The sequence below is a fragment of the Rhizobium lentis genome (genome assembly GCF_017352135.1).
Lineage (GTDB): Bacteria > Pseudomonadota > Alphaproteobacteria > Rhizobiales > Rhizobiaceae > Rhizobium > Rhizobium lentis.
In genome coordinates this window covers 1,264,904-1,287,004 of sequence record NZ_CP071454.1, presented here as the reverse complement: position 1 = coordinate 1,287,004, position 22,101 = coordinate 1,264,904, and the positions used below count along the sequence as shown (strand labels likewise).

Annotated in this window: 20 protein-coding genes and 2 pseudogenes; 13 read left to right on the top strand and 9 right to left on the bottom strand. The window is 61.6% G+C overall.

The window, feature by feature from the left end; all coding sequences use genetic code 11:
* The first annotated feature begins 34 nt into the window (after positions 1-34).
* The 4 genes from J0663_RS06185 (at position 35) to J0663_RS06170 (ending at position 4,767) form a co-directional block, all read left to right on the top strand.
* A complete protein-coding gene (locus J0663_RS06185) occupies positions 35-1,039 on the top strand; it encodes an ABC transporter permease (RefSeq protein WP_207243581.1) in 1,005 nt (334 codons plus the stop codon).
* Positions 1,040-1,124: 85 nt separating this feature from the next.
* Entirely contained in the window at positions 1,125-2,072 is a 948-nt protein-coding gene (locus tag J0663_RS06180; RefSeq protein WP_207243580.1) for a substrate-binding domain-containing protein, read from the top strand.
* 248 nt (positions 2,073-2,320) lie between these two features.
* Positions 2,321-3,376, top strand: a complete 1,056-nt coding sequence (locus tag J0663_RS06175) for a sugar phosphate isomerase/epimerase family protein (RefSeq protein ID WP_207243579.1) — start codon at positions 2,321-2,323, stop codon at positions 3,374-3,376.
* Between the two features lie 203 nt (positions 3,377-3,579).
* On the top strand, positions 3,580-4,767 hold the full coding sequence (locus J0663_RS06170) for a Gfo/Idh/MocA family protein (protein ID WP_207243578.1): 1,188 nt from the start codon (positions 3,580-3,582) through the stop codon (positions 4,765-4,767).
* Positions 4,768-4,852: 85 nt separating this feature from the next.
* On the opposite strand, the pseudogene J0663_RS06165 reads toward J0663_RS06170, so the two are convergent.
* Positions 4,853-5,253, bottom strand: a pseudogene (locus J0663_RS06165) (DoxX family protein).
* Between the two features lie 259 nt (positions 5,254-5,512).
* On the opposite strand from J0663_RS06165, the pseudogene J0663_RS06160 reads away from it, so the two are divergent.
* A pseudogene (locus J0663_RS06160) lies at positions 5,513-6,897 on the top strand (GH1 family beta-glucosidase).
* 137 nt (positions 6,898-7,034) lie between these two features.
* Positions 7,035-9,248 (top strand): bifunctional diguanylate cyclase/phosphodiesterase, encoded by a 2,214-nt coding sequence (locus tag J0663_RS06155; RefSeq protein ID WP_207243577.1) that lies wholly within the window; start codon positions 7,035-7,037, stop codon positions 9,246-9,248.
* Between the two features lie 39 nt (positions 9,249-9,287).
* Here J0663_RS06155 and trhO read toward each other — a convergent pair whose 3' ends face one another.
* The 3 genes from trhO to J0663_RS06140 all read right to left on the bottom strand — a co-directional run bounded on the left by trhO (position 9,288) and on the right by J0663_RS06140 (position 11,689).
* Positions 9,288-10,217: an oxygen-dependent tRNA uridine(34) hydroxylase TrhO gene (gene trhO / locus J0663_RS06150; RefSeq protein ID WP_207243576.1), complete on the bottom strand. Its 930-nt coding sequence runs from the start codon at positions 10,215-10,217 to the stop codon at positions 9,288-9,290.
* Between the two features lie 97 nt (positions 10,218-10,314).
* Complete coding sequence (locus tag J0663_RS06145; protein ID WP_207243575.1) at positions 10,315-11,223, bottom strand: CHAD domain-containing protein; 909 nt, start codon at positions 11,221-11,223, stop codon at positions 10,315-10,317.
* A complete protein-coding gene (locus tag J0663_RS06140; protein ID WP_207243574.1) occupies positions 11,201-11,689 on the bottom strand; it encodes a CYTH domain-containing protein in 489 nt (162 codons plus the stop codon). Before J0663_RS06140 ends, J0663_RS06145 begins: the two co-directional genes overlap by 23 nt.
* 153 nt (positions 11,690-11,842) lie before the next feature.
* On the opposite strand from J0663_RS06140, the gene J0663_RS06135 reads away from it, so the two are divergent.
* From J0663_RS06135 to J0663_RS06120, 4 genes are all read left to right on the top strand, one after another.
* Positions 11,843-12,481 (top strand): 2-dehydro-3-deoxy-phosphogluconate aldolase, encoded by a 639-nt coding sequence (locus tag J0663_RS06135; RefSeq protein ID WP_207243573.1) that lies wholly within the window; start codon positions 11,843-11,845, stop codon positions 12,479-12,481.
* A gap of 111 nt (positions 12,482-12,592) precedes the next feature.
* On the top strand, positions 12,593-13,312 hold the full coding sequence (locus J0663_RS06130; RefSeq protein WP_207243572.1) for a tellurite resistance TerB family protein: 720 nt from the start codon (positions 12,593-12,595) through the stop codon (positions 13,310-13,312).
* 63 nt (positions 13,313-13,375) lie between these two features.
* Positions 13,376-14,071 (top strand): GNAT family N-acetyltransferase, encoded by a 696-nt coding sequence (locus J0663_RS06125; RefSeq protein ID WP_207243571.1) that lies wholly within the window; start codon positions 13,376-13,378, stop codon positions 14,069-14,071.
* The gene (locus tag J0663_RS06120; protein ID WP_207243570.1) at positions 14,068-14,274 is read left to right on the top strand and encodes a hypothetical protein; all 207 of its coding nucleotides are present in this window, start codon (positions 14,068-14,070) and stop codon (positions 14,272-14,274) included. Before J0663_RS06125 ends, J0663_RS06120 begins: the two co-directional genes overlap by 4 nt.
* Positions 14,275-14,331: 57 nt before the next feature.
* Here the strand turns inward: J0663_RS06120 and J0663_RS06115 are convergent, their stop codons facing one another.
* The 3 genes from J0663_RS06115 to J0663_RS06105 all read right to left on the bottom strand — a co-directional run bounded on the left by J0663_RS06115 (position 14,332) and on the right by J0663_RS06105 (position 17,066).
* Entirely contained in the window at positions 14,332-15,408 is a 1,077-nt protein-coding gene (locus J0663_RS06115) for a nickel/cobalt transporter (protein ID WP_207243569.1), read from the bottom strand.
* Positions 15,399-16,043: a DUF1007 family protein gene (locus J0663_RS06110; protein WP_207243568.1), complete on the bottom strand. Its 645-nt coding sequence runs from the start codon at positions 16,041-16,043 to the stop codon at positions 15,399-15,401. Before J0663_RS06110 ends, J0663_RS06115 begins: the two co-directional genes overlap by 10 nt.
* 129 nt (positions 16,044-16,172) lie before the next feature.
* Positions 16,173-17,066 carry a LysR family transcriptional regulator gene (locus J0663_RS06105; RefSeq protein ID WP_207243567.1) on the bottom strand — a complete coding sequence of 298 codons (894 nt, stop codon included), beginning with the start codon at positions 17,064-17,066 and terminating at the stop codon, positions 16,173-16,175.
* A 530-nt stretch (positions 17,067-17,596) separates the two neighbouring features.
* Between J0663_RS06105 and odc2 the strand changes: the two genes are divergently transcribed.
* From odc2 to J0663_RS06090, 3 genes are all read left to right on the top strand, one after another.
* Positions 17,597-18,730 (top strand): ornithine/lysine decarboxylase, encoded by a 1,134-nt coding sequence (gene odc2, locus J0663_RS06100; RefSeq protein WP_207243566.1) that lies wholly within the window; start codon positions 17,597-17,599, stop codon positions 18,728-18,730.
* A gap of 93 nt (positions 18,731-18,823) precedes the next feature.
* Positions 18,824-19,414: a GNAT family N-acetyltransferase gene (locus J0663_RS06095; RefSeq protein WP_207243565.1), complete on the top strand. Its 591-nt coding sequence runs from the start codon at positions 18,824-18,826 to the stop codon at positions 19,412-19,414.
* Between the two features lie 224 nt (positions 19,415-19,638).
* Complete coding sequence (locus tag J0663_RS06090; RefSeq protein WP_207244448.1) at positions 19,639-20,667, top strand: serine hydrolase domain-containing protein; 1,029 nt, start codon at positions 19,639-19,641, stop codon at positions 20,665-20,667.
* A gap of 22 nt (positions 20,668-20,689) precedes the next feature.
* Here J0663_RS06090 and cysE read toward each other — a convergent pair whose 3' ends face one another.
* Positions 20,690-21,508 carry a serine O-acetyltransferase gene (gene cysE, locus J0663_RS06085; RefSeq protein ID WP_207243564.1) on the bottom strand — a complete coding sequence of 273 codons (819 nt, stop codon included), beginning with the start codon at positions 21,506-21,508 and terminating at the stop codon, positions 20,690-20,692.
* A gap of 102 nt (positions 21,509-21,610) precedes the next feature.
* A complete protein-coding gene (locus J0663_RS06080) occupies positions 21,611-22,099 on the bottom strand; it encodes a GNAT family N-acetyltransferase (protein ID WP_207243563.1) in 489 nt (162 codons plus the stop codon).
* Positions 22,100-22,101: the final 2 nt, after the last annotated feature.

Below are 22,101 nucleotides of genomic sequence, written 5' to 3'. Positions count from 1 at the left end.
CCAGACGGTCTGGGACGGGAGGTTGGTTTTGGAGATGAGCATTAACGAGGAGACCAGGGAAATCCGGCGCAGGTCCTGGCGTGACGTTGACCTGCGGGCGGTTGCGCCGTTCGCTGCTTTGGCCTTGCTTCTGATCGTCGGCGCCTTGGTCAATCCGAATTTCATCGGCATCACCAATCTTACCAACGTCGCGACACGCTGCGCATTCATCGCCATCATCGCAGTCGGCGCGACTTTCGTGATCTCTGCCGGAGACCTTGACCTTTCCGTCGGCTCGATGGTCGCCTTCGTCGCCAGTCTGATGATCCTGCTGATCAATTCGGGTGCCATTGCCGATCCGGTGCTGATGCTGACGGCTGCGGTGGCCTTCGCCGTCGCTGCCGGGGCTCTTTGCGGCCTCGCAAATGGCCTCATCACCACCGTCGGCAAAATCGAACCTTTCATCGCCACGCTCGGCACCATGGGCATTTATCGCGGCTTGACTACCTGGCTGTCGCAGGGCGGCGCGATCACGTTGCGCTCGAGCGAAATCCAGACGCTCTACCGTCCGGCCTATTTCGGCAATATCCTTGGCATTCCCGTCCCCATCGTGGTGATCCTCGTCGTCACTGCGATTGCCGCCTTCATCCTTTATCGCACACGTTACGGCCGCCATGTGGTGGCTGTCGGTTCGAACAGTGATGTCGCGCGCTATTCGGGCATTGCGGTCAATCGCGTGCGCACGATTGCCTTTGTCATCCAGGGTCTCTGTGTGGCGATTGCCGTGTTGCTCTATGTGCCGCGCCTCGGTTCGACCTCGGCAACGACCGGCATCCTATGGGAATTGCAGGCTATCACCGCCGTCGTCGTCGGTGGCACGGCTCTCAAGGGAGGCGCCGGCCGGGTCTGGGGGACGATCTGCGGCGCCTTCATTCTAGAACTCGTCGGCAACATCATGCTGCTTTCGAACTTCATCAGCGAATATCTCATCGGCGCGATCCAGGGTGCGATCATCATCATCGCCATGCTGGTGCAGCGGTCGCTGGTTCGCAAATCCTAGGAAACTGCTTCTCGAATTGGTCGGGCTTCACAGGGCACCCGGCTCGGATTGGACAAGTCCCTGATATTTTTTGGGAGGAAATTGAATGCGCAAGCTCATGTTGGGTCTGGCGGTTGCGGGGGTGGCTTTTGCCGGTGCAGCCTACGCCCAGGACAAGAACTATACGATCGGTGTGTCCATTCCGGCCGCCGATCACGGCTGGACTTCTGGCGTCGTGTTCCATGCCGAGCGCATTGCCAAGAAGCTGATGGCCGAGCATCCGGGCCTCAACGTCATCGTCAAGACCTCGCCGGATGCTGCCACGCAGGCAAACGCCGTGCAGGACCTCGATACGCAGGGCATCGATGCGCTCGTCATCCTGCCATCGGATCCGGATCCGCTCGTCAACGCCATCAAGGAAGTCAAGGACAAGGGCAAGTTCGTTGCGCTTGTCGACCGCGCGCCGTCTAATAACGACAACTCCGTGCGCGATCTTTATGTCGCCGGCAACAATCCGGCGCTGGGCGAAGTCGCCGGCAAATATATCGCCGAAAAGACGCCGGAAGCCGAGGTCGTCGTTATCCGCGGTCTGCCGATCCCGATCGACCAGCAGCGCCAGGACGGTTTCGACAAGGGTATCGCCGGCTCGAAGGTCAAAGTTCTTGACCGGCAGTATGGCAACTGGAACCGCGACGACGCCTTCAAGGTGATGCAGGACTATCTGACGAAGTATCCGAAAATCGACGTCGTATGGTGCCAGGATGACGATATGGCCGTCGGCGTTCTTCAGGCGATCGAGCAGGCCAAGCGCACCGACATCCAGTATGTCGTCGCCGGCGCCGGCTCCAAGGACATGATCAAGAAGGTCATGGATGGCGACAAACTCATCCCGGTCGACGTTCTCTATCCGCCGGCAATGGTCGGCACGGCGATGGAACTGACGGCGGCGGCGCTCTACGACCAGGTCCCGGTTCACGGGAATTACATTCTCGACGCGACGCTCGTCACCAAGGAGAATGCCAAGAACTTCTACTTCCCGGATTCTCCGTTCTGATCACTTGATCGGGCAAGTGCGCCCATTCGCAGGGATGGGCGCATCTTATTGCTCTCGCGTGGCGGACAGCGAAAATGCTGCACGTACCTCTTGCCCACTGCAGCCCATCATGATTAGCTCGCAACCATATCGCATCTGGCCTCACGCCAAATCGGCGGCAAGTGCGAGGAGGCACCTTGCTCCCGCCGAAATGCGTGCTACAAGTTCTTCAGAAACGTTTACGGTCGATATTCAGGGAGGAATCTGACATGAAAACGATCAAGGGTCCTGGCCTTTTCCTTGGCCAGTTCGCGAGCGATGCCGCGCCTTTCAATTCCTGGGACGCGATCACCAAATGGGCGGCCGACATCGGATACAAGGGCGTTCAGGTTCCGACCTGGGCAAGCCAGCTGATCGATCTGAAGAAGGCTGCCACATCCAAGGACTATTGCGACGAATTTGCCGGCAAGGCCCGCGAAAATGGCATCGAGATCACTGAACTTTCCACCCATCTGCAGGGCCAGCTCGTCGCGGTTCACCCGGCTTATGACGAAGCCTTCGACGGTTTCGCGGCGCCCGAGGTACGCGGCAATTCGAAAGCCCGTCAGGAATGGGCGGTCGAGCAGGTCAAGATGGCGCTGACGGCATCGAAAAACCTTGGGCTCAAGGCGCATGCCACCTTCTCGGGCGCGCTTGCCTGGCCCTTCATCTATCCCTGGCCGCAACGTCCGGCCGGGCTGGTCGAGACCGCTTTCGACGAGCTCGCCCGCCGCTGGACGCCCATCCTCAACCATGCGGATGAGAACGGCATCGACGTCTGCTACGAGATCCATCCGGGTGAAGACCTGCATGACGGCATCACCTTCGAGATGTTCCTGGAGCGGGTGAAGAACCATCCGCGCGCCAACATGCTCTACGATCCCTCGCACTACGTCCTGCAGTGCCTGGATTATCTCGAGAACATCGACATCTACAAGGACCGCATCAAGATGTTCCACGTCAAGGATGCGGAGTTCAATCCGACCGGGCGCCAGGGCGTCTATGGCGGCTATCAGGGCTGGGTCGAACGCGCCGGCCGCTTCCGCTCGCTCGGCGACGGCCAGGTCGATTTCGGCGCGGTGTTTTCGAAGATGACGGCCAATAATTTCGACGGCTGGGCCGTAGTCGAATGGGAATGCGCACTGAAACATCCAGAGGACGGCGCCCGCGAGGGTGCGGAATTCGTAGCCGCCCATATCATCCGCGTCACGGAGAAAGCCTTCGACGATTTTGCCGCTGGCGGCACGGATCAGACGGCAAACCGGCGGATGCTGGGGCTTTCCTAAATCAATGGGCACCGGTTGGTGGCTAGCTTGCCCCACACCCTAACCCTCTCCCCGTTCCGACGGGGAGAGGGGACGTGCCTTGCGAGAGCTAGCGGGGAAACGGAGAGGGCGCGGCATAGGCCTTCTCCCCGCGTGCGGGGAGAAGGTGGCGGCTGGCGGATGAGGGGCGCGTCCGCACCAGGTTAAATTTCAGGAGGACCAGAATGGCAATTGAAGCATCATCCGAACAGAGCCGTGAGCCGCGCATTCGGCTCGGCATGGTGGGCGGCGGCGCCGGCGCGTTCATCGGTGCGGTGCACCGCATTGCGGCGCGCATCGACGATCAATACGATCTGATCGCCGGCGCGCTGTCGTCGACGCCTGACAAGGCCGTCCAGTCTGGCCGCGACCTCGGCCTTGACCCGTCGCGGACCTATTCCAGCTACCGCGAGATGGCGATCCGCGAGGCGAAGCTGAAAAACGGCATCGAGGCGGTGGCGATCGTCACGCCGAACCATGTGCATTACGACGCGGCCAAGGAATTCCTAAAGCGCGGCATCCACGTCATCTGCGACAAGCCGCTGACATCGAACCTTGCGGATGCGAAGAAGCTAAAGAAGATCGCCGATGAGAGTGGCGCGCTCTTCGTGCTGACGCATAATTACACCGGCTATCCGATGGTCCGCCAGGCGCGCGAGATGATTGCAAACGGCGAACTCGGCGACATCCGTGTCGTCCAGGCCGAATATCCGCAGGACTGGCTGACGGAAGCCGTCGAGCAGACCGGCCAGAAACAGGCCGCCTGGCGCACCGATCCTGCGCAGTCCGGTGTCGGCGGGTCCACCGGCGATATCGGCACGCATGCCTATAATCTCGCCTCGTTCATATCAGGACTGGAACTCGACAGCCTGGCTGCCGATCTCGACAGCTTCGTTCCCGGCCGCCGGCTCGATGACAATGCCCATGTCATGCTGCGCTTCAAGGCAAAGGGCTCGGAAAAGCCGGCCAAGGGCATGCTCTGGTGCAGCCAGGTGGCACCGGGCCATGAAAATGGCCTGATGGTGCGCGTCTACGGCACCAAGGGTGGGCTGGAATGGACCCAGAAGGATCCCAACTACCTCTGGTATACGCCCTTCGGCGAGCCCAAGCGGCTGATCACCCGTGGCGGTGCCGGTGCTGGTGCCGCCGCCGGCCGCGTTTCGCGCGTACCGTCCGGACATCCGGAAGGGTATCTCGAGGCGTTCGCGACGATCTATACGGAAGCCGCGCATGCGATCAACGCCCGCAAGAAGGGTAAGGAGGTCGACAAGGCGGTGGTCTATCCCACAGTTGATGACGGCGTGAAGGGTGTGGCCTTCGTCGAGGCCTGCGTTGCCTCGTCCAAGAAAAACGGCGCCTGGGTCAAGCTCTGAGCCTTGGCGATCCGCGCCTCGGATGGCCCGGAGCCGCGAGGAACGCCGAGGCGGTCTTGGACCGCCTCGGATTGTCCCTGATTTCTCAGGCGGCAGCGCGGTTGCGCTTCATGAGGCCGTCGACGCTGAGCGGTCCAGCGCCTGCCGCCACCAGATAAAGAAACACGAAGCAGAACAGGATCGCGGCGACGCCGCCGTTCTGGGCGGGATAAAAGCTCTTCCCCGCATGGCCGATGAAATAGGCGAAAGCCATCAAGCCGGAGAGCACGAAGGCTGCGATGCGGGTCTGGAAACCCACCAGGACAAGGAAGCCGAGGATAGTTCGATCAGTCCGGCAATCCAGGGGAGCGAGCCCATGGGCGGCACGCTTGCCGCGACGGGAAAATGCAGAATTTTCTGCGTTCCGTAGCTGAAAAGCACGAGCGACGCGACGATTCGCAGCAGACTCAGCAGATGGGGCTGCAGCAGATGGATCGAAGACAGCATTGGGTTCCTTTCCTGTTTGCGATGTCTTCGCTGTGTAGTGATCATGCGCCCGGCAGCAAGTCACGACTGCTGACATTCGCGTTATGCGAGCGGCGGAGGCTGAAAGCATGGCAATCGGGACCGACGAAACGATGCCGTCAGGGCCGCTCTGTCGTCCCTACTGTAACGTTGCAGTTTTTCTCCCTGAAGACCTGTACTTTGCTTTCCGGCTTGGCTAAATCCCGCCCACGGTCAGTCCACATGCTAAGAGGAATTAGAGATGATCGATGCGAAGACGCTTGCAAGCCGCTTTCCCGGTGATTTCACCTTCGGCGTTGCCACCGCCGCCTTCCAGATCGAGGGCGCCAGCAAGGCCGATGGCCGCAAGCCATCCATCTGGGACGCTTTCTGCAACATGCCTGGCCGCGTCTACAATCGCGATAATGGCGACATTGCCTGCGACCACTATAACCGCCTTGAGCAGGACCTCGATCTCATCAAGGAGATGGCGTCGAAGCCTACCGCTTCTCAATTGCCTGGCCGCGGATCATCCCCGACGGCACCGGCCCGGTGAACGAGACCGGCCTCGACTTCTACGACCGCCTGGTCGATGGCTGCAAGGCGCGTGGGATCAAGACTTTCGCGACGCTCTACCATTGGGACCTGCCCCTGCTGCTCGCCGGCGATGGCGGCTGGACGGCGCGCTCGACCGCCTATGCCTTTCAGCGTTATGCCAAGACGGTGATGAGCCGCCTTGGCGATCGCCTCGACGCTGTCGCGACTTTCAATGAGCCCTGGTGCATCGTCTGGCTGAGCCACCTCTACGGCATTCATGCCCCCGGCGAGCGCAACATGCAGGCCGCGCTTCACGCCATGCATTACATGAACCTTGCCCACGGCCTCGGTGTCGAGGCGATCCGCGCCGAAGCTCCCAACGTGCCTGTCGGTCTCGTGCTCAATGCCGCTTCGGTTATTCCCGGCTCCGACAGCCCGACCGATCTGGCAGCCGCCGAACGTGCGCATCAGTTCCACAATGGGGCCTTTTTCGATCCGGTCTTCAAAGGCGAATATCCGAAGGAATTCGTGGAGGCGCTGGGTGACCGCATGCCGGTCATCGAGGACGGCGACCTGAAGCTCATCAGCCAGAAACTCGACTGGTGGGGTCTGAATTACTACACGCCCGAGCGTGTCACCGACGATGCCGAACGAAAAGGCGATTTCCCCTGGACGGTAAAAGCGCCGCCGGCAAGCGACGTCAAGACCGACATCGGCTGGGAAATCTATGCGCCGGGATTGAAGCTGCTGGTCGAGGATCTCTATCGTCGCTACGAATTGCCGGAATGCTACATCACCGAGAACGGCGCCTGCGACAATACCGGTGTCGTCGCAGGCGAGGTCGACGATACGATGCGTCTCGATTATATCGGTGATCACATTGACGTCGTGGCCGCGCTCATCAAGGACGGCTACCCCATGCGCGGCTACTTCGCCTGGAGCCTGATGGACAATTTCGAATGGGCGGAAGGCTACCGCATGCGGTTCGGCCTCGTCCATGTCGATTATGAGACACAGACGCGCACCGTGAAGAGAAGCGGCAAATGGTATCGCGAACTGGCGGCGCAGTTTCCGAAGGGCAACCATAAGCCGGATCAGCAGCTCACCTAAGCTTGAGGCCGACGGCGCCCGCTGCCTACCTTTAATTTTCGCGGAAGGAAAAAATCGGCCACAGAAATCTGCAACAGGCGGTTGCTTAAACGTTTCTGAACCCTTGACTGGCAAAGTCCAATGGTCAGGGAGCGGTAATGCAGATATTCGGTAAATTGCAGAACAAGGGATCAGGAATAGGCCGTCACATTACCGTCACGGGCGTGCTGTTCTCCTTTGCGGTCATCGTCGCGGTCGCCACCATCATGGTGTTGACGGCACTCGAACGTTTGGCTGAAAATGCCAACGTCCTGGATGACGAGCGCTCGCGCGAAACGACGATCGGCGCGTTGAAGACCTTCGAGGACCAGCTCGGCGCGACGCTGGACGATTATGCCGCCTGGGACGATGCCGCCGCCAACGTCTATGCGCCCGACGGCATGGGGTGGACCATCAGCAACTACGGCGAGATGTCGGTCAACAGTGCGCTTTTCGACATGGCGATTGTGATCGATGACACGAAGAAGCCGATGATAGCCTATCGCGACGGCAAGCCGATGGAGGAGCCGCTCGCGGATTTCTTCGCACCTTCGCTCTGGAAGCTGCTCGACACGGTGAAGGCGGCCGGCCCGGCCGATACGCCCCAGGCGGTCGGTTTCGTTACCACCAAACGTGGCATTGCCGCTGTCGGCGTGGCTCTGGTGCGGAAGAAATCCGGTGCGCTTGACATGCCTGCCAGCCAGCACCGGTATCTCGTTTTCGCCCGCCATCTCGATGATGACAGGGTGGTCGCGCTCGGCCGGACCTATGTGATCGGCGGACTGCGGCTGGTGCCGCCGACGTTCCATGCCGAGTACCTCGTACCGATCGTCGACGCGGCGGGGGCACCGATCGGCAAGCTCGTCTGGAACTCGCGCTCACCCGGCAATATCGCCTATGCACAGGTACGCCCCATGGTCATCGAGGCGCTCGGTCTCGTCGGGCTTTTCTTCGTGGTGCTGCTCGCCATCGGCTGGCTTGCCGGCCGACGCCTGAAGGCGGAGGAAAACAGCGCGCGCGAGGAAGCGCTGCGCGACAGGCTGAGCGGGCTTTCCAATCGCGACGGTCTCGGGCTCGCCGTTGATCGCTTTGTCCTCGAAGCGCGTCAGAGCAAGCGCAACGTGCTGCTCCTCTATCTCGACCTCGACGGGTTCAAGGAAGTCAATGACAGCTATGGACACGGCACCGGCGACCAGTTGATCCGCGCGGTTGCGGCCGGACTCGAGGTGTTGATCCCGCAAGGCGCTGTTCTCGCCCGCATCGGCGGGGATGAATTTGCGATCGCCTTTCTCTCCGATGGCGAGAACGCCGCCGCCCTGCAGCTTTCCGAGCAGATCCTCGATTTTCTGGTCGAGCCACTGGAGATCGGTCGCCGTGTCGTCGTCGTCGGCGCCAGCATCGGCATCGCCATGTCGCCTGCCGGCACAGTCGACCGCGAGGAACTGGTGCGCCGTTCCGACCTTGCCATGTACAAGGCGAAGGAGGCCGGTCGCGCGCGTATGACGCTCTACGATCCGTCGATGGATGCGGACCGCGAGCAGCGCAATGCGCTGGAGCTCGATCTTAGAATCGCCATTGAAAGCGGCGACCTGACGCTTGCCTATCAGCCACTGGTCGACGCGACCACCCATGCGCTGACCGGCGTCGAGGCGCTGGTGCGCTGGAACCGGCCGGGCCACGGCCCGGTTTCGCCCGAGGTGTTCATTCCGATCGCCGAGACCAGCGGCCTCATTGAATCGCTCGGCCTGTTCGTGCTGCGCAAAGCCTGCGAGACTGCCAAGCAGTGGCCGGAACTGACGGTTTCGGTCAACGTGTCGCCCGGACAGTTCCGCAATCCCGCTTTCACCGATTATGTGCGCTACGTGTTGAAGCAGACGGAGATCGAGGCCGACCGCATCACACTCGAGATCACCGAAGGTTATATGATCCAGAATCCGCAGCGGACCCGCCAGTCGATCGAACGGCTGAAGGGGCTTGGGGTCAAAGTGGCGCTCGACGATTTCGGTTCCGGCTTTTCCTCGATCGGTTATCTCCGGCAGTTCGGCTTCGACCGTATCAAGATCGACCGCTCGCTGGTCATGGGCGTCAACGAGGACAAGCGCCAGCGCGAAATGCTGCAGGCGACGGTGGCGCTCGCCCGCTCGCTCGATATCCCGGTGACGGCCGAAGGCATCGAGACCGAGGGGCAGGCCGTCGCCATGCGCCTGTTCGGCTGCGACTGCCTGCAGGGCTATCTGTTCGGAAAGCCTGTGGCGGCCGAGCGAATTACCGAGATGCTAAACGAACTTCGTGCCGCGGAGCCGTCAACCCGGCGCCGGCTCGGCGCGGCCTGACAGCGAAATTCTCGGACGGCAAGCTCTAAAAAATGAGGCTTAGCTGCCGATGTGCCGCTGGCCACGTTTTTTTGCCAGCGCGATCTGGTGCTGCCGCTGACGATAGCGCAGCCGGTCTTCCTCGGTGCGCTTAGCATAACAGTGGCTGCAGGAAACGCCTTCCTCGTAGAGCGGGGAGGTGATTTCCTCTGGTGTGATCGGGTTGCGGCAGGCGTGGCACAGCTTGTGTTCGCCTTCCTTCAGCCCGTGCTCGACCGAGACGCGCTCGTCGAAGACGAAGCAGGCGCCATCCCAGAGGCTTTCTTCCTGCGGCACTTCCTCCAGATATTTCAGGATGCCGCCCTTCAGATGATAGACCTCATCGAAACCCTCAGCCTTCATGAAGGCAGTGGCCTTCTCGCAGCGTATGCCGCCGGTGCAGTACATGGCGATCCTCGGCTTGTTGTGCAGGCCGGTATTCTGCCGCACCCAATCGGGAAATTCGCGGAAGGTTTTCGTCTTCGGATCGAGCGCGCCGCGAAACGTGCCGATCGCCGTCTCGTAATCGTTGCGGGTATCGATGACGATCGTATCGGGATCGGATATCAGCGCGTTCCAGTCCTGAGGCGCCACATAGGTGCCGACCACCTTGTTGGGGTCGATGTCTTCGACGCCCATGGTGACGATTTCCTTCTTCAGCTTCACCTTCATGCGCAGGAAAGGCATTTTGGAAGCGCGGCTTTCCTTATGCTCCAGGCCTGAAAATTCCGGCTGGGCACGCAGGAAGGCGAGCACGGCGCCAACGCCGGCATCCGGTCCCGCGATCGTGCCGTTGATGCCTTCGTGCGCCAGAAGCAGCGTACCCTTGACGCCGTTCTCCTCGCAAAGCGCCTGCAACGGGGCCTGCAGGCCGGCAAAGCGTGGCACGGAAACGAAATGGTAGAGCGCCGCTACAAGGAACGGGCCGGTGTGTGTCAGGCTGTCGGTCATGTGCGGGAAATACAGAAAATCGGCCGGCCGCGCAATTGCCTTCCGCCGGCGGTGGCCTCGACTGTGGCCGGCTGCAGGAGCACGTCTGCCATTCGTCTCAATTTGCGGCGGTTAGCCAGAGAAGCTCGATACGCTGCGCTTCCTCATCAGGGTCATCGGCGAAGACGGCCTCGGCTTTGACAAGCGCCTGCCGCCGGTCTTCCTGCTGGCGGAAGATGATCGCGTCGAGCAGATGGGCAAGATCGTCGTTGCGGGTGAAGATTTGCGGCTCGGCTTCGACCAGTTCGCAGAGCACGGCAAGATCGTGAATGCGGCCGAGATCCTCGACGAGATCCTTGGCCGCATCGCGCTTGGCCTTCATGGCGCCCGGCCAGACGTCGCGCAAAAGGGCGTGGTAAAGCCGATAATCGTAAGTGCGTTTGCGCAGATCGTGAAAAACGTCGGCCGATCCCTCGCCGTGGCAAGCCGCAAGCGCCGCCTTCGCTTTGCGCGCCGTCCGGCGCCAGCTCCTCGCCAGCATGCGGGCGTTCTTGCGGTGGCCGCCGTCAAAGCAGACCGCGTCCAGGGCGGCGGTGGCCTCCTTCAGAATGCCGGTCGTCTCCGTCAGCCTGTTTTCCAGCTCACTTTCGGCTTCCGCCATCCGGTCGCGGCGTCCTTCGAGAATGGTGACGATACGGCCGAGCGCCTCGCTTTCTTCTTTCCCACGCGCGGTTTTCTGCAGATATTGCGCGGTCCCGATCAAGGCGGCAGCGTCACGGATCGCCGAAAGCGACCGAGCGGTATCGCGAAGCCTCGCATTTTCGTGGTCCTGGAAATCCGGCACCTCGCGGGCCACCAGCCGGTAGAGCGAGCGCAGCCGCTTCAGGTTTTTGCGAAAGGAATGGATTGCCTCATGCGCTCCGTCCGGCCGCTCCTCGAGAACTGTTACGGCATAGTCAAGCTGCTCGGTGGCGACGCTGCGGAACTCGTCGGTGAAATCGGCGTCAGGCCGTATTCGATAGGCCATGCCTGTCATGCTCGTATTCTGTGGCAAGGGCCTGGTTGGAATAGCGGGCATCGCCGGTCACCTCACGGCCAAGCCAGCTGGGCAGGCCCGGATCGTCGGTTTCCGACGTCATTTCGACCTCGGCGATCACCAATCCGCGATGCGCGCCGGCAAAGACGTCGACCTCCCAGACAAAGCCCTTGTGCGGAACGCGGTAGCGCGTTTTCTCGATGACGATGCCGATTGCGTTCTGCAGCAGCTCTTCGGCATCGGCGACGGGGATATCGTATTCGAATTCATCGCGGGTGATAGCGCTGCGGCCGATCTTGATCGTCAGCCGCGCTTTCCTGCTGTCGAGGACGCGCACCCGGACGGAACGGTCGTCCATCGAAGCGATGTAACCCTGCCTGAGAACAGATCTTGTCTCGACTGCGGAACGCCATCCATCGCTGCGTACAAGGAACTTCCGTTCGATCTCTTTCGCCATGCCGATGAACCTTTTGTGACGGTCAAGGCACGGTAGCCCAATTTCCACGCATTTCCTACCCATCTTGTCATACGATCTGGTTTTATCTCGACAAGCCTCTGAGAGGGCGTTATTCCGGGTCGAATTCAATCGTTTCAAGGAAATCGCACGGCCATGGGCGAGAAAACAGAGAAGCTTCTTTCCATCCTGAAACTGCAGCCGGTTGTTCCGGTCCTGATCGTCGAGGACGCGAAGTCGGCCGTATCGCTGGCCCGCGCGCTGGTGGCGGGCGGCCTGAAGGCAATCGAGATCACTATGCGCACACCGGCGGCACTCGAGGCGGTGCGCGCCGTCGCGGCCGAGGTCGAGGGCGCCGAAGTCGGTGCCGGCACGATCCTGAATGCCGCCCATTGGGAGGCGGCTGTCGAGGCCGGTTCGAAATTCATCGTTAGCCCTGGCACGACGCAGGAGCTGCTCGAAGCCGCCGCCGATTCTGACGTGCCGCTGCTTCCGGGGGCTGCGACCGCCAGCGAAGTGATGGCGCTGCGCGAAGAAGGCTATCAGGTTCTGAAGTTCTTTCCGGCCGAGCAGGCCGGCGGCGCCGCCTATCTCAAGGCGCTCTCTTCGCCGCTCGCCGGCACGCTGTTCTGCCCAACGGGCAGCATTTCGTTGAAGAACGCCAGGGATTATCTCTCGCTGCCGAACGTCGTCTGCGTCGGCGGCTCGTGGGTTGCGCCGAAGGAATTGGTTGCAGCCGGCGACTGGGCAGGGATTACCAGGCTTGCGGCAGAGGCGGCCGCGCTCAAGGCCTGAGGTCAGACGGGCGGGGATGAGCATCAGGCGCAATCCCCGCGCCCTCCTATTTGTATTTCAGCCGTCGCAAACCTATGTTCTCCTCCGGCCTCAAACAGGAGATGACGAGGAATGTTCGACGCAAAGAAGCTTCTCGACCAGTTCTTGGGTTCGCAGGTGCCGGGTCTCGGCGGTTCGGTCCGCGACAGGGCGGGCGAGGCGGTACAGACGGCAAAGAACAATCCGATGAAGACCGGCGCGATCGCAGCCGTGCTGCTCGGCACCAAGACCGGCCGCAGTATTGCCGGCAACGCGCTGGCGATCGGCGGTCTTGCCGCGATCGCCGGCCTTGGCTACCAGGCCTACAAGAATTACCAGGCAGGCCAGGCACCCGCAGCCCCCTCGGATGCGCCCTCGGCAAACAATCCGGTTCTCCTGCCGCCGCCGGCCGAATCCGGTTTCGGGCCGGCATCGCCCGCCGGCAGCAACGAATTCGTACTGGTGCTGATCCGCGCGATGATTGCAGCCGCCAAGGCCGACGGTCATATCGACGACGCCGAACGCGCCCTGATCATGGACAAGATCAAGGCGGCCGATGTCAGCGGCGAGGCCGCGGCCTTCATCGAGCGCGAGCTAGCGTCGCCGACGGATATCGACGCGCTCGTCAAAGCGGCGGTGACCGAAGAACAGCGCGTCGAGCTCTACACTGCCTCGCGGCTCACCATCGAACCGGATTCGCGCGCCGAGCGCGGTTATCTCGATCTGCTTGCGGGCCGGCTCGGCCTCGCGGATCAACTGGTTGACCATATCGAAGCGACGGTGTCCTCCGCCAAGGCTACCTTGTCACAGTAGCATCCAGGCCGGTTGCCTTTATCGGGCGGCTGGCCTATCCACTCCTAGACAAGGGGAGTGAGCATGCGCGATCTTGCAAATTTCAAGGGCTGCCCGGCGCCGAAGCCGGTCACGCTGAAGGGCCGTTTCATCACTGTCGAGCCTTATCGGCGCGCGGAACATCTCGAGGCGCTGTGGGACGGGCTCGGCGGCATGGGGATCAATCCGCTGCTTCTCTATTTCGCGCAGGACGACTTTTCCGGCATCGACGATTTCGCCAACTGGCTGGACAGCGTCTATAGCAAGTCCGGCTGGCTCACCCATATCTTCCGCGACAATGCCACAGGCAAAATTGTCGGCATGGCGAACTATATGCGCGCCGACCCGGCAAACGGCGTCGTCGAGATCGGCGGCGTGGCGCATGGTCCAGAGATGAGCCGTTCGCCGCTGTCCACCGAAGCCCATTACCTGATGGCCAAGCACGTTTTCGAAGATCTCGGCTACCGCCGCTACGAATGGAAGTGCGACAACAAGAACGAGGCAAGCAAAACGACGGCCCTTCGCTACGGCTTCAGCTTCGAAGGGGTGTTCCGTCAGCACATGATCTCCAAGCATCGCAACCGCGACACCGCCTGGTTCTCGATGATCGATGCCGAATGGCCGCTGATCAACGATGCTTTCGAGGCCTGGCTTTCGCCCGAAAATTTCAACGCCGCCGGCGGCCAGATACGACGTCTGCAGGATATCCGCGCCGATCTGGAAAAGGAAAGGCTCGTATGAGCCCGGAGAGCCGCTCGCAGGCGATCGCCGCCGCCCTCATCCTGCTTGGCGCCGGCTTCGTCCTCTATTTCCTGCCGACCATCGTTCTATGGATCGGCAATTTCTCGCCGACGCTGGCAATTGCCGTCGGCGTCTGCCTGATCATGGCGTTTTTCGCGGTTTTCTGGCTGCGGGCGCGCTATCAGCGGGGCAGGGGAAAATAGACCTGCAGAATTGCGCAATTCCGGACGCAAAACCGCTTCGCACTTTTGCTGGAATGGCTAACCTTGTAGTGAAGCGCCGAGCAGCAGGACGCCCATCAGGATGACGAGCAGGGCGCCGAGGATTTCGATGGCGTTGCCGACCCAGACCGAGGCCCTCGAGCCGCGTCCGGAGAGGCGCACGGCAGCACCCTTGGCGGTGACGGCGACGGTGGCGAGTGCCGACACCGTGATGGCGGTGCCGAGCGACATGGCGGCGACTGACAGCATGCCACCGAGATAGAGGCCGTTCAGCAGTGAAAAAGTCATGACCAGAAGCGCACCGGAGCAGGGGCGAAGGCCGACGGCCACGATTGCCGACCAGGCCTCGCGGGCGCTGAACCTGTCGCCGGCGAGCAGGGCCGGATCAGGCACATGCGTATTGCCGCAGGTCTCGCAGGCCATGCCGGGAACGAAGCTGTGGCCGGCGCCCACGGCCTGTGCCTTGCCGCTGAAGATATAGGTTTGGCGTTCGGCCGCGTTGTCCTTCCAATCCAGCATCATGCTGACCGGACCGACCGGCGTCGCCAACAGCCGACGGCGCGGCAGATTGCCCGCCATCGAACGCAGTTTGCGGAACAGCAGCCAGCCGCCGAAGAGGATGACCATGATGAAACTTGCGATTTCCATCGCATGGGTCGCCGTCGTCAGCGTGATACCGGTGCCGCGCAGCACCAGCCAGGCGCCGCCGACCAAGGCCACGGCGACTGCCCCCTGAATGAAAGCCGAAATGAAGGAAATCACCACGCCGCGCTTCAGTTCGACCTCGTTCGCGATCATGTAGGAGGAGATGACCGCCTTGCCGTGGCCGGGGCCGGCGGCATGGAAGACGCCGTAGGCGAAGGAAAGGCCGACCAGCGACGTCAGCTGCCACGGATCCTCCCGCATGCCCTTCAACGCATCGGTCAGAGCCCGGTAGAAGGCCTGCTGTTCATGGTTCACGTAGAGCAAAAGCGGCGCGAGCGGCCCGCCGGTCGGTTGAAAACTCGGTTCGGCCGAGCCGATGCCGAGCGGAGATTGTGCATGGGCGAGGCTTGCAGCCGTCAGGAGCGTGAGGAGTGCTGCGGGAAAGATGAGGGACGGCCGTTTCATCCGCATGTGAGCTCCAGCCGGGTGGCGAAGAGTTTGGACATGTTGGTGCCGGTGGGGTCGGTGAAGAAGGCGTCCGTCAGCGACTGCTTGTTTTGCGAGATTACCTCGTCGGCATCCGGCCTTACGACCTGGTGTTTGCAGCCCTTGAAGCTGTCGCCGACCGTTGCGAGTTCGTTGTCTGTCGGAAAGTCGATCGATGTATAGAGCGTCGGATCGTAGACGCCGAAGGTGAGCCTGCCCTTGAGCGGCAACTTCTCGGCCGGCTTGACCGCAAAAAACATCAGAAGCTGGCCATTCTTATAGTCGACATGGATGATGTCAGGCTGCTGGACGGTGACGTTTTTGCCGTTGATCGTCAGGTTCATGTAGTAGTCGTAATCGGCAAGCGACTGCTTCACCGTTTTGCCGACCTGCGCGAGTTCGTTCGGCTCCAGCTTCAGATCGGTGTTCTTGTCGAAATCCATGACCACCGAGGAGGAGAAGACCTCGTCAAAGCGCCACACATTGCGCAGTTCCTCGATGCTGCCATCAGCGCCGGCCACGACTTCGAGCCGCGCCTCCACGAAGATGTGCGGATGCGCAAAGGCGGTTGCCGGCGCCAGCGAAAGAAGCGCGGTCATCAGTGGTATGGATTTGTTCATGCGTCCTGCTGCCTTATTCGCTCGACCCGTGTTCTTGCCAGAAATTGGGACGGAATTGGGACCGGCTCGCCGGCGGATCCCAATCGGGACCACCCCATCTTCCGGCCTGGCCGGTCTTGCCGCCCAATCTCACGGGTGTTTCTTGAACCAGTTATGCAAGTAATCGACGAAGATCCTCACCTTGGCCGGCAGATAGCGTCGGTGCGGATAGACGGCGTAGATGCCGCGGTCGGTCGGAATGTAATCGTTGAACAGCGTCACCAGTTCGCCGCTTTCGATTGGCTTGCGGGCGATGAAATCGGGAATGAGGGCGATGCCGATGCCGGCGAGTGCCGCGCGTAACGTCGCGTGCGGGCTGTTGACCTCTATCGGCCCGGAGACGGCGACGGCGAAGGTGGTGTTGTCAGGATTATAGAAGCGGATGCTCCCCTGGGTGCGTGAATTGGTATCGACGATGAAGGGAAGGCTGGAAATGTCACTCGGATGCCCGAGATCGGGATGGCGCTCGAGAAAATCCGGGGTGGCGCAGAGGTGGACGCGGAAATCGGAAATCTTGCGGGCAATCATGCCGGAATCTTCGAGCTTACTGATGCGGATCGCCACGTCGAATCCTTCCTCGATCAGATCGACGAATCGGTCGTCGGCGGCGATCTCCAGCGAAAGGTCCGGGTTCTCGCTGGCGAAATCGATCAGCGACTGGCCGACGTCGGCGTCGACGAAGGTGCGGGGGACGGAGATGCGCAGCCGTCCTTTCAGCTGCGCATTGTTTTCGCGCACGAGATCGGCAAGGTTGTCGATCTCTTTCAGAATATCCGAGGCGCTGCGATAATAGGTGTGGCCGGCCTCGGTCATGGAGAACTGCCGGGTGGTGCGGTTGAGCAGCAGGGCGCCGAGCTCATCCTCCAGCTCGCGCACATATTTGGAGAGCAGCGCCTTGGAGCGGCCGGTGCGCCGCGCGGCGGCGGAAAAGCCTTCGGCTTCGACGACGTCGATGAAGGCGCGTATGCGCGTCAAGGTATCCATGGCGCTTCCCAAAACTGTTTCAGAACGTTGAACAAATTGGGGCGCCCTGTTCAATTATTTTTTTGACCCCAAGATCAAAAAATCGCTTGATTATGAAGGCAAATATTCTTATCTCCCACTCAGCCCAAAGTCGCACGTGCCCATGGGTGTCCGCCGAACCCTCGAATTGGTGAGGAAATCGGTAAGGTACCTGGAATTAACCCCTCCAGTCGCTATTCCGGCCAACCGGAAAATGCGAGGACGCCTGAAGCAACGACGGTGCGGGCCTTTTTGTTCTCTCCCTGCTTTCCATCAGCGGGGGTTACTGAAGAGGCACACCATCATTGCCGGAAGTGCGGTTGGGATTCTCCCTCCAATCCATGGCAGACAAAGCCGAACTTACACCGCGTTCGCGGCGTTGGTTCATTATCCGCGCATCGAGCGCTTGCTATGGTTCCGGGGTCTCCACCGGCTGGTTCCAATGCAGGTTCTCGTATGCCCTTTGTCCTCCGGTTCACGCCGGAGCTCTGGAACTGGAAGAGGGAATCGATATGACCACCCAGCGCATCCGCGACTTTCTCGCAACCCGACGTCCCGACGGTCCCTGCCTCGTGGTTGACCTCGATGTCGTGCGCGACAATTTCCATGCCTTCCGCCACGCGATGCCGGATAGCGCCATCTACTACGCCGTCAAGGCCAATCCGGCCCCGGAAGTGCTGAAGCTGCTCGCCAGCCTTGGCTCCAATTTCGATTGCGCCTCTGTTGCTGAAATCGAAATGGCGCTCGAAGCCGGTGCGACCGCCGCCCGCATCTCCTTCGGTAACACGATCAAGAAGGAGCGTGACGTCGCTCGCGCACATGCGCTCGGCGTCAGCCTCTTTGCGGTCGACAGCCACGAGGAAGTCGAGAAGATCTCGCGCGCCGCTCCCGGCGCCCGTGTCTTCTGCCGCGTTCTGACCGATGGCGAAGGTGCTGAATGGCCGCTGTCGCGCAAGTTCGGCTGCGTCCCGCAGATGGCCGTCGACGTTCTCGTCTACGCTCATCAGCTCGGCCTGCAGTCCTACGGCGTCTCATTCCATGTCGGTTCGCAGATGACCAAGGTCGATGCCTGGGATTCGGCGCTCGCCGATGCTAAGCGCGTCTTCGTCTCGCTTGCCAAGCAGGGCATCCATCTGCAGATGGTCAACATGGGCGGCGGCTTCCCGACCAAGTATCTGCGCGACGTTCCGTCCGCAGAAGCGTACGGCAAGTCGATCTACCAGGCGCTGCGCACGCATTTCGGCAACCAGATCCCGCAGACGATCATCGAGCCGGGCCGCGGCATGGTCGGCAATGCCGGTGTCATCAAGGCGGAAGTCGTGCTGATTTCGAAGAAGTCGGACAATGACGATGCGCGCTGGGTTTTCCTCGACATCGGCAAGTTCGGCGGTCTCGCCGAGACGATGGACGAAGCCATCCGCTATCCGATCCGCACGGGGCACGACGGCGACGAGATGGAGCCTTGCGTCATCGCCGGCCCGACCTGCGATTCGGCCGACGTGCTCTATGAAAAGAACCTCTATCCGCTGCCGATCTCTCTTTCGATCGGCGACGAGGTCCTGATCGAAGGCACCGGTGCCTATACGACGACCTATTCGGCGGTCGCTTTCAACGGCTTCGAGCCGCTGAAGGCCTACGTCATTTAAGGTCGTTACCGCCGGCCCCGTAACCAGTCGGGGCGGCAAGCTCACAATTTTCCTCATCACCGCTGATAACGGTATTGGGTACGGGAGGCCAAGATGGCCGCTGTTCTTGATTCTGTCCGCGCATTCTTTGCGCCCTCCATTTTCACCATCGACGCCGAAAATCCGTCGGATGTCGTCGCCCGTGAAAATCTGCTCGACCGGGTCATGGGCCCGGATCGCCGCAAGAAATCGTCGGAGAAGATCCGCCGCAACCGGATTCCGGCCGAAGGCCTTGCCCTCGTTGCGCGCGATCGCGACGGCCATGTCATCGGCTCGGTGCGGCTCTGGAACATCGAGGCCGGCGTCAATGATGAAGGTACGCCGATCAATGCGCTGCTGCTCGGCCCGCTCGCCGTTGCGCCTCATCACGGCGGCAAGGGCATCGGCTCGGCGCTGATGCGCGCGGCGATCCTCGAAGCTAAAAACCGCGGGCATGGCGCCGTCCTGCTAGTCGGCGATGCCGCATATTACGAGCGCTTCGGCTTCTTCGCCGAAAAAGCTCGCCATCTTGTCATGCCGGGTCCGTTCGAACGCTCGCGCTTTCTTGCGCTCGAGCTCACGGAAGGCTGGCTTGACGGCGCGGCCGGCATGATCGTTCCCTCGGGGCGCATGCTGGCCGGCGCGCCGGTTCGCCGCGCAGCCTGAGGCTGTGCGACCAGTCGGCCGGGGTTGAGGGTCCTTCCCTCGGCCGACGGTGTCCGCGCCGCTTGACCATGGAGGCAGGCGGGCCTGCCAGGTTGCGGCGCGGATTGTCTTTTTAGCGGGCTCGCGGCGGGATCACCGGATGCCCGGTACACACGGCAACACAATCGCGTGAAATGTGCCGCCGGCCCGCGAACATCCCGCGGCGATATCCTATCTTGCGCGGCATGATCCGCGTTCTCTCCCTTCTGCTTTTCTTCTCCCTGTCGCTTGCCGCCTCGGCGCCGGCCGTTGCCCCGAGCACGGCCCTCGCCGTCACCGGGCTTGGTCCGCGCCTCGATTTGGCGGCGAGCGACCCGGCGATGCGGGCACTAAAGACGGTGATTGTCGCCCGCGGCGGACGCGTTCTCTCCGAACGTGGCTTCCATGGCCATTCGCCATCAGAATCGACCAATATCAAGTCCGCATCGAAATCGATCATTTCGGCGCTAGTCGGTATAGCAATCAGCAAAGGCTTGCTCGATGGACCAGACCAGAAAATCGCGCCGATCCTGAAGGCCGATCTTCCCGCAGCGCCCGACCCGCGCCTCAACGACATCACCATCGGCCACCTTCTCTCGATGCAAGCCGGGCTCGCCCGCATGTCGGGACCGAATTACGGCCGCTGGGTTTCCTCACACAACTGGGTGCGCTTCGCCCTCTCACAGCCCTTTGTCGATCGGCCGGGTGGGGAAATGCTCTATTCCACCGCGTCCACGCATCTGCTTTCAGCCATTCTGACCAAGGTCGGACGTCGTTCGACGCTGGCCTTGGCGCGCGAATGGCTCGGCCCGGTCGACGGTTTCCACATCGAGGCATGGGAGCGAGATCCGCAGGGCATCTATCTCGGCGGCAATCAGATGGCGATGAGCGCTCGGTCCCTGCTTGCCTTCGGCGAGCTGTATCGCAACGGTGGACGCACGCCGGAAGGGGAGCAGGTGGTGCCCGCCGACTGGATCTCCCGGTCGTGGCAACATCGCACCAACTCGTATTTCTCCGGCGATGAATATGGCTATGGTTGGTTCGCACGGCAGATCGGCGGCGAGCAGGTGCATTTCGCCTGGGGCTATGGCGGTCAGATGCTCTACATCGTGCCGTCGCTCGATCTGACCGTTGTCATGACGTCGGAAGAGAGCGGCCCTTCTGCCCGAAACGGCTACAGGGACCTGCTGCACGGCCTGCTGGCGGACATCATCGGCGCGGTGCGGGCGACCTGACGACGCGCCGCGCGTCTTTAACCTAAATATTCTGGTCCATGGTCTCGGCCGGGATCTCATCGGCACGGTGGATGCGCACGATGGCAGCCGGCACGCCGGCGACCGTGCAATGTTCGGGGACCGGTTTCAGCACGACGCTGCCGGCGGCGATCTTGCTGAAGGCGCCGATTTCGATATTACCGAGGATCTTGGCGCCCGCGCCGATCATGACGCCGTGGCGGATTTTGGGATGACGGTCGCCCGTCTCCTTGCCGGTGCCGCCGAGCGTGACATTCTGCAGGATCGACACTTCATCCTCAATGACAGCGGTTTCGCCGATGACGATTCCCGAGCCGTGGTCGAGCATGATGGAAGCGCCGATCCGTGCGGCCGGATGTATATCCGGGCCGAAGACCAGCGAGGCCAGATTGGCGAGCCAGGTAGCGATTTCCAGCCGGCCGGCGTTCCAGAGCGCATGGGCGATGCGGTGCGTCTGCAGCGCATGAAACCCCTTGAGGTTCAGAAGCGCGTGCAGAAATGTCGTGCAGGCCGGATCGCGCTCGCGCACGGCAATGAGATCGGCCTCGACCTTGCGCATGATATCGTCGTTCAGGGTGGACAGGATGAGATCGAACAGATTGCCCGTTTCCACCTGCGTGACGGAAAGCCGCGCGGCCAGAACACGGGCGATGATCTCATGATCGCCGGTCGCGTCCGTTACCTCGGTGGTGAGCAGGCGCCGCAATATCGGTTCGCGTGCGGCAAGCTCGGCCGCCTCGGCGCGGATGACGGCCCAGACGGATGCGTCGCTCAAAGGCGGCGGCTGTTGCTCGGCCAAATCGAGGCCGGTCGATTTCGGCATTCCCTTTTCCTCTGTCAGCCGCAGCGAAGGCGATGCTTCGCGGGTCACATGTTCGCTTGGCCAGCGCATTCGGCAAGCCCGATATACAGGCGGTCCGATGTTCTAGCCAGACAGGCCAGGCGTCGGCTCTGGAAGCCGGCGCCAATGATAACACACATCCGGTTCTTTTTCCTCATTATCGAGGCCGTCGGTTTCTTCCTCGGCGGTAAAACCGTGCCGCTCGTAAAAAGCGCGGGCGCCCGTATTGCGCTGGAACGTCCACAGTCTGATGTCGTCCATCTCCTCCTTGGCGCAGCCGAGAAGCAGGGAGCCGATGCCCATACCCTGGAAATCGGGGAGAACATAAAGCTGCTCTATCCAATCGTCGCCATAGGCGATGACGCCGACGAGCTTGTTTTCCACGGCGGCGCCGAGAATCGCGCGATTCGGCAGCAGATGCATGCGCCAGTACTGCTCTTCCTCTTCCGGCCTGTGCAGAACCGGCAGCCAGGGCAGCCGCTGCCATAGGGCGACACGCCTGATCCGTGCTGCCGCCTGCATGTGGCTGGCGCCAAGTGCGACGATTTCAGCTTTGGCCAGGGGGTCGTTCATTG

What these genes read in the sequence shown, in the direction of transcription:
- J0663_RS06185 (WP_207243581.1), top strand. Translation starts at nt 35, where the DNA reads ATGAGCATTAACGAGGAGACCAGGGAAATCCGGCGCAGGTCCTGGCGT.
- J0663_RS06180 (WP_207243580.1), top strand. Translation starts at nt 1,125, where the DNA reads ATGCGCAAGCTCATGTTGGGTCTGGCGGTTGCGGGGGTGGCTTTTGCC.
- J0663_RS06175 (WP_207243579.1), top strand. Translation starts at nt 2,321, where the DNA reads ATGAAAACGATCAAGGGTCCTGGCCTTTTCCTTGGCCAGTTCGCGAGC.
- J0663_RS06170 (WP_207243578.1), top strand. Translation starts at nt 3,580, where the DNA reads ATGGCAATTGAAGCATCATCCGAACAGAGCCGTGAGCCGCGCATTCGG.
- J0663_RS06155 (WP_207243577.1), top strand. Translation starts at nt 7,035, where the DNA reads ATGCAGATATTCGGTAAATTGCAGAACAAGGGATCAGGAATAGGCCGT.
- trhO (WP_207243576.1), bottom strand. Translation starts at nt 10,217, where the DNA reads ATGACCGACAGCCTGACACACACCGGCCCGTTCCTTGTAGCGGCGCTC.
- J0663_RS06145 (WP_207243575.1), bottom strand. Translation starts at nt 11,223, where the DNA reads ATGGCCTATCGAATACGGCCTGACGCCGATTTCACCGACGAGTTCCGC.
- J0663_RS06140 (WP_207243574.1), bottom strand. Translation starts at nt 11,689, where the DNA reads ATGGCGAAAGAGATCGAACGGAAGTTCCTTGTACGCAGCGATGGATGG.
- J0663_RS06135 (WP_207243573.1), top strand. Translation starts at nt 11,843, where the DNA reads ATGGGCGAGAAAACAGAGAAGCTTCTTTCCATCCTGAAACTGCAGCCG.
- J0663_RS06130 (WP_207243572.1), top strand. Translation starts at nt 12,593, where the DNA reads ATGTTCGACGCAAAGAAGCTTCTCGACCAGTTCTTGGGTTCGCAGGTG.
- J0663_RS06125 (WP_207243571.1), top strand. Translation starts at nt 13,376, where the DNA reads ATGCGCGATCTTGCAAATTTCAAGGGCTGCCCGGCGCCGAAGCCGGTC.
- J0663_RS06120 (WP_207243570.1), top strand. Translation starts at nt 14,068, where the DNA reads ATGAGCCCGGAGAGCCGCTCGCAGGCGATCGCCGCCGCCCTCATCCTG.
- J0663_RS06115 (WP_207243569.1), bottom strand. Translation starts at nt 15,408, where the DNA reads ATGCGGATGAAACGGCCGTCCCTCATCTTTCCCGCAGCACTCCTCACG.
- J0663_RS06110 (WP_207243568.1), bottom strand. Translation starts at nt 16,043, where the DNA reads ATGAACAAATCCATACCACTGATGACCGCGCTTCTTTCGCTGGCGCCG.
- J0663_RS06105 (WP_207243567.1), bottom strand. Translation starts at nt 17,066, where the DNA reads ATGGATACCTTGACGCGCATACGCGCCTTCATCGACGTCGTCGAAGCC.
- odc2 (WP_207243566.1), top strand. Translation starts at nt 17,597, where the DNA reads ATGACCACCCAGCGCATCCGCGACTTTCTCGCAACCCGACGTCCCGAC.
- J0663_RS06095 (WP_207243565.1), top strand. Translation starts at nt 18,824, where the DNA reads ATGGCCGCTGTTCTTGATTCTGTCCGCGCATTCTTTGCGCCCTCCATT.
- J0663_RS06090 (WP_207244448.1), top strand. Translation starts at nt 19,639, where the DNA reads ATGATCCGCGTTCTCTCCCTTCTGCTTTTCTTCTCCCTGTCGCTTGCC.
- cysE (WP_207243564.1), bottom strand. Translation starts at nt 21,508, where the DNA reads ATGCCGAAATCGACCGGCCTCGATTTGGCCGAGCAACAGCCGCCGCCT.
- J0663_RS06080 (WP_207243563.1), bottom strand. Translation starts at nt 22,099, where the DNA reads ATGAACGACCCCCTGGCCAAAGCTGAAATCGTCGCACTTGGCGCCAGC.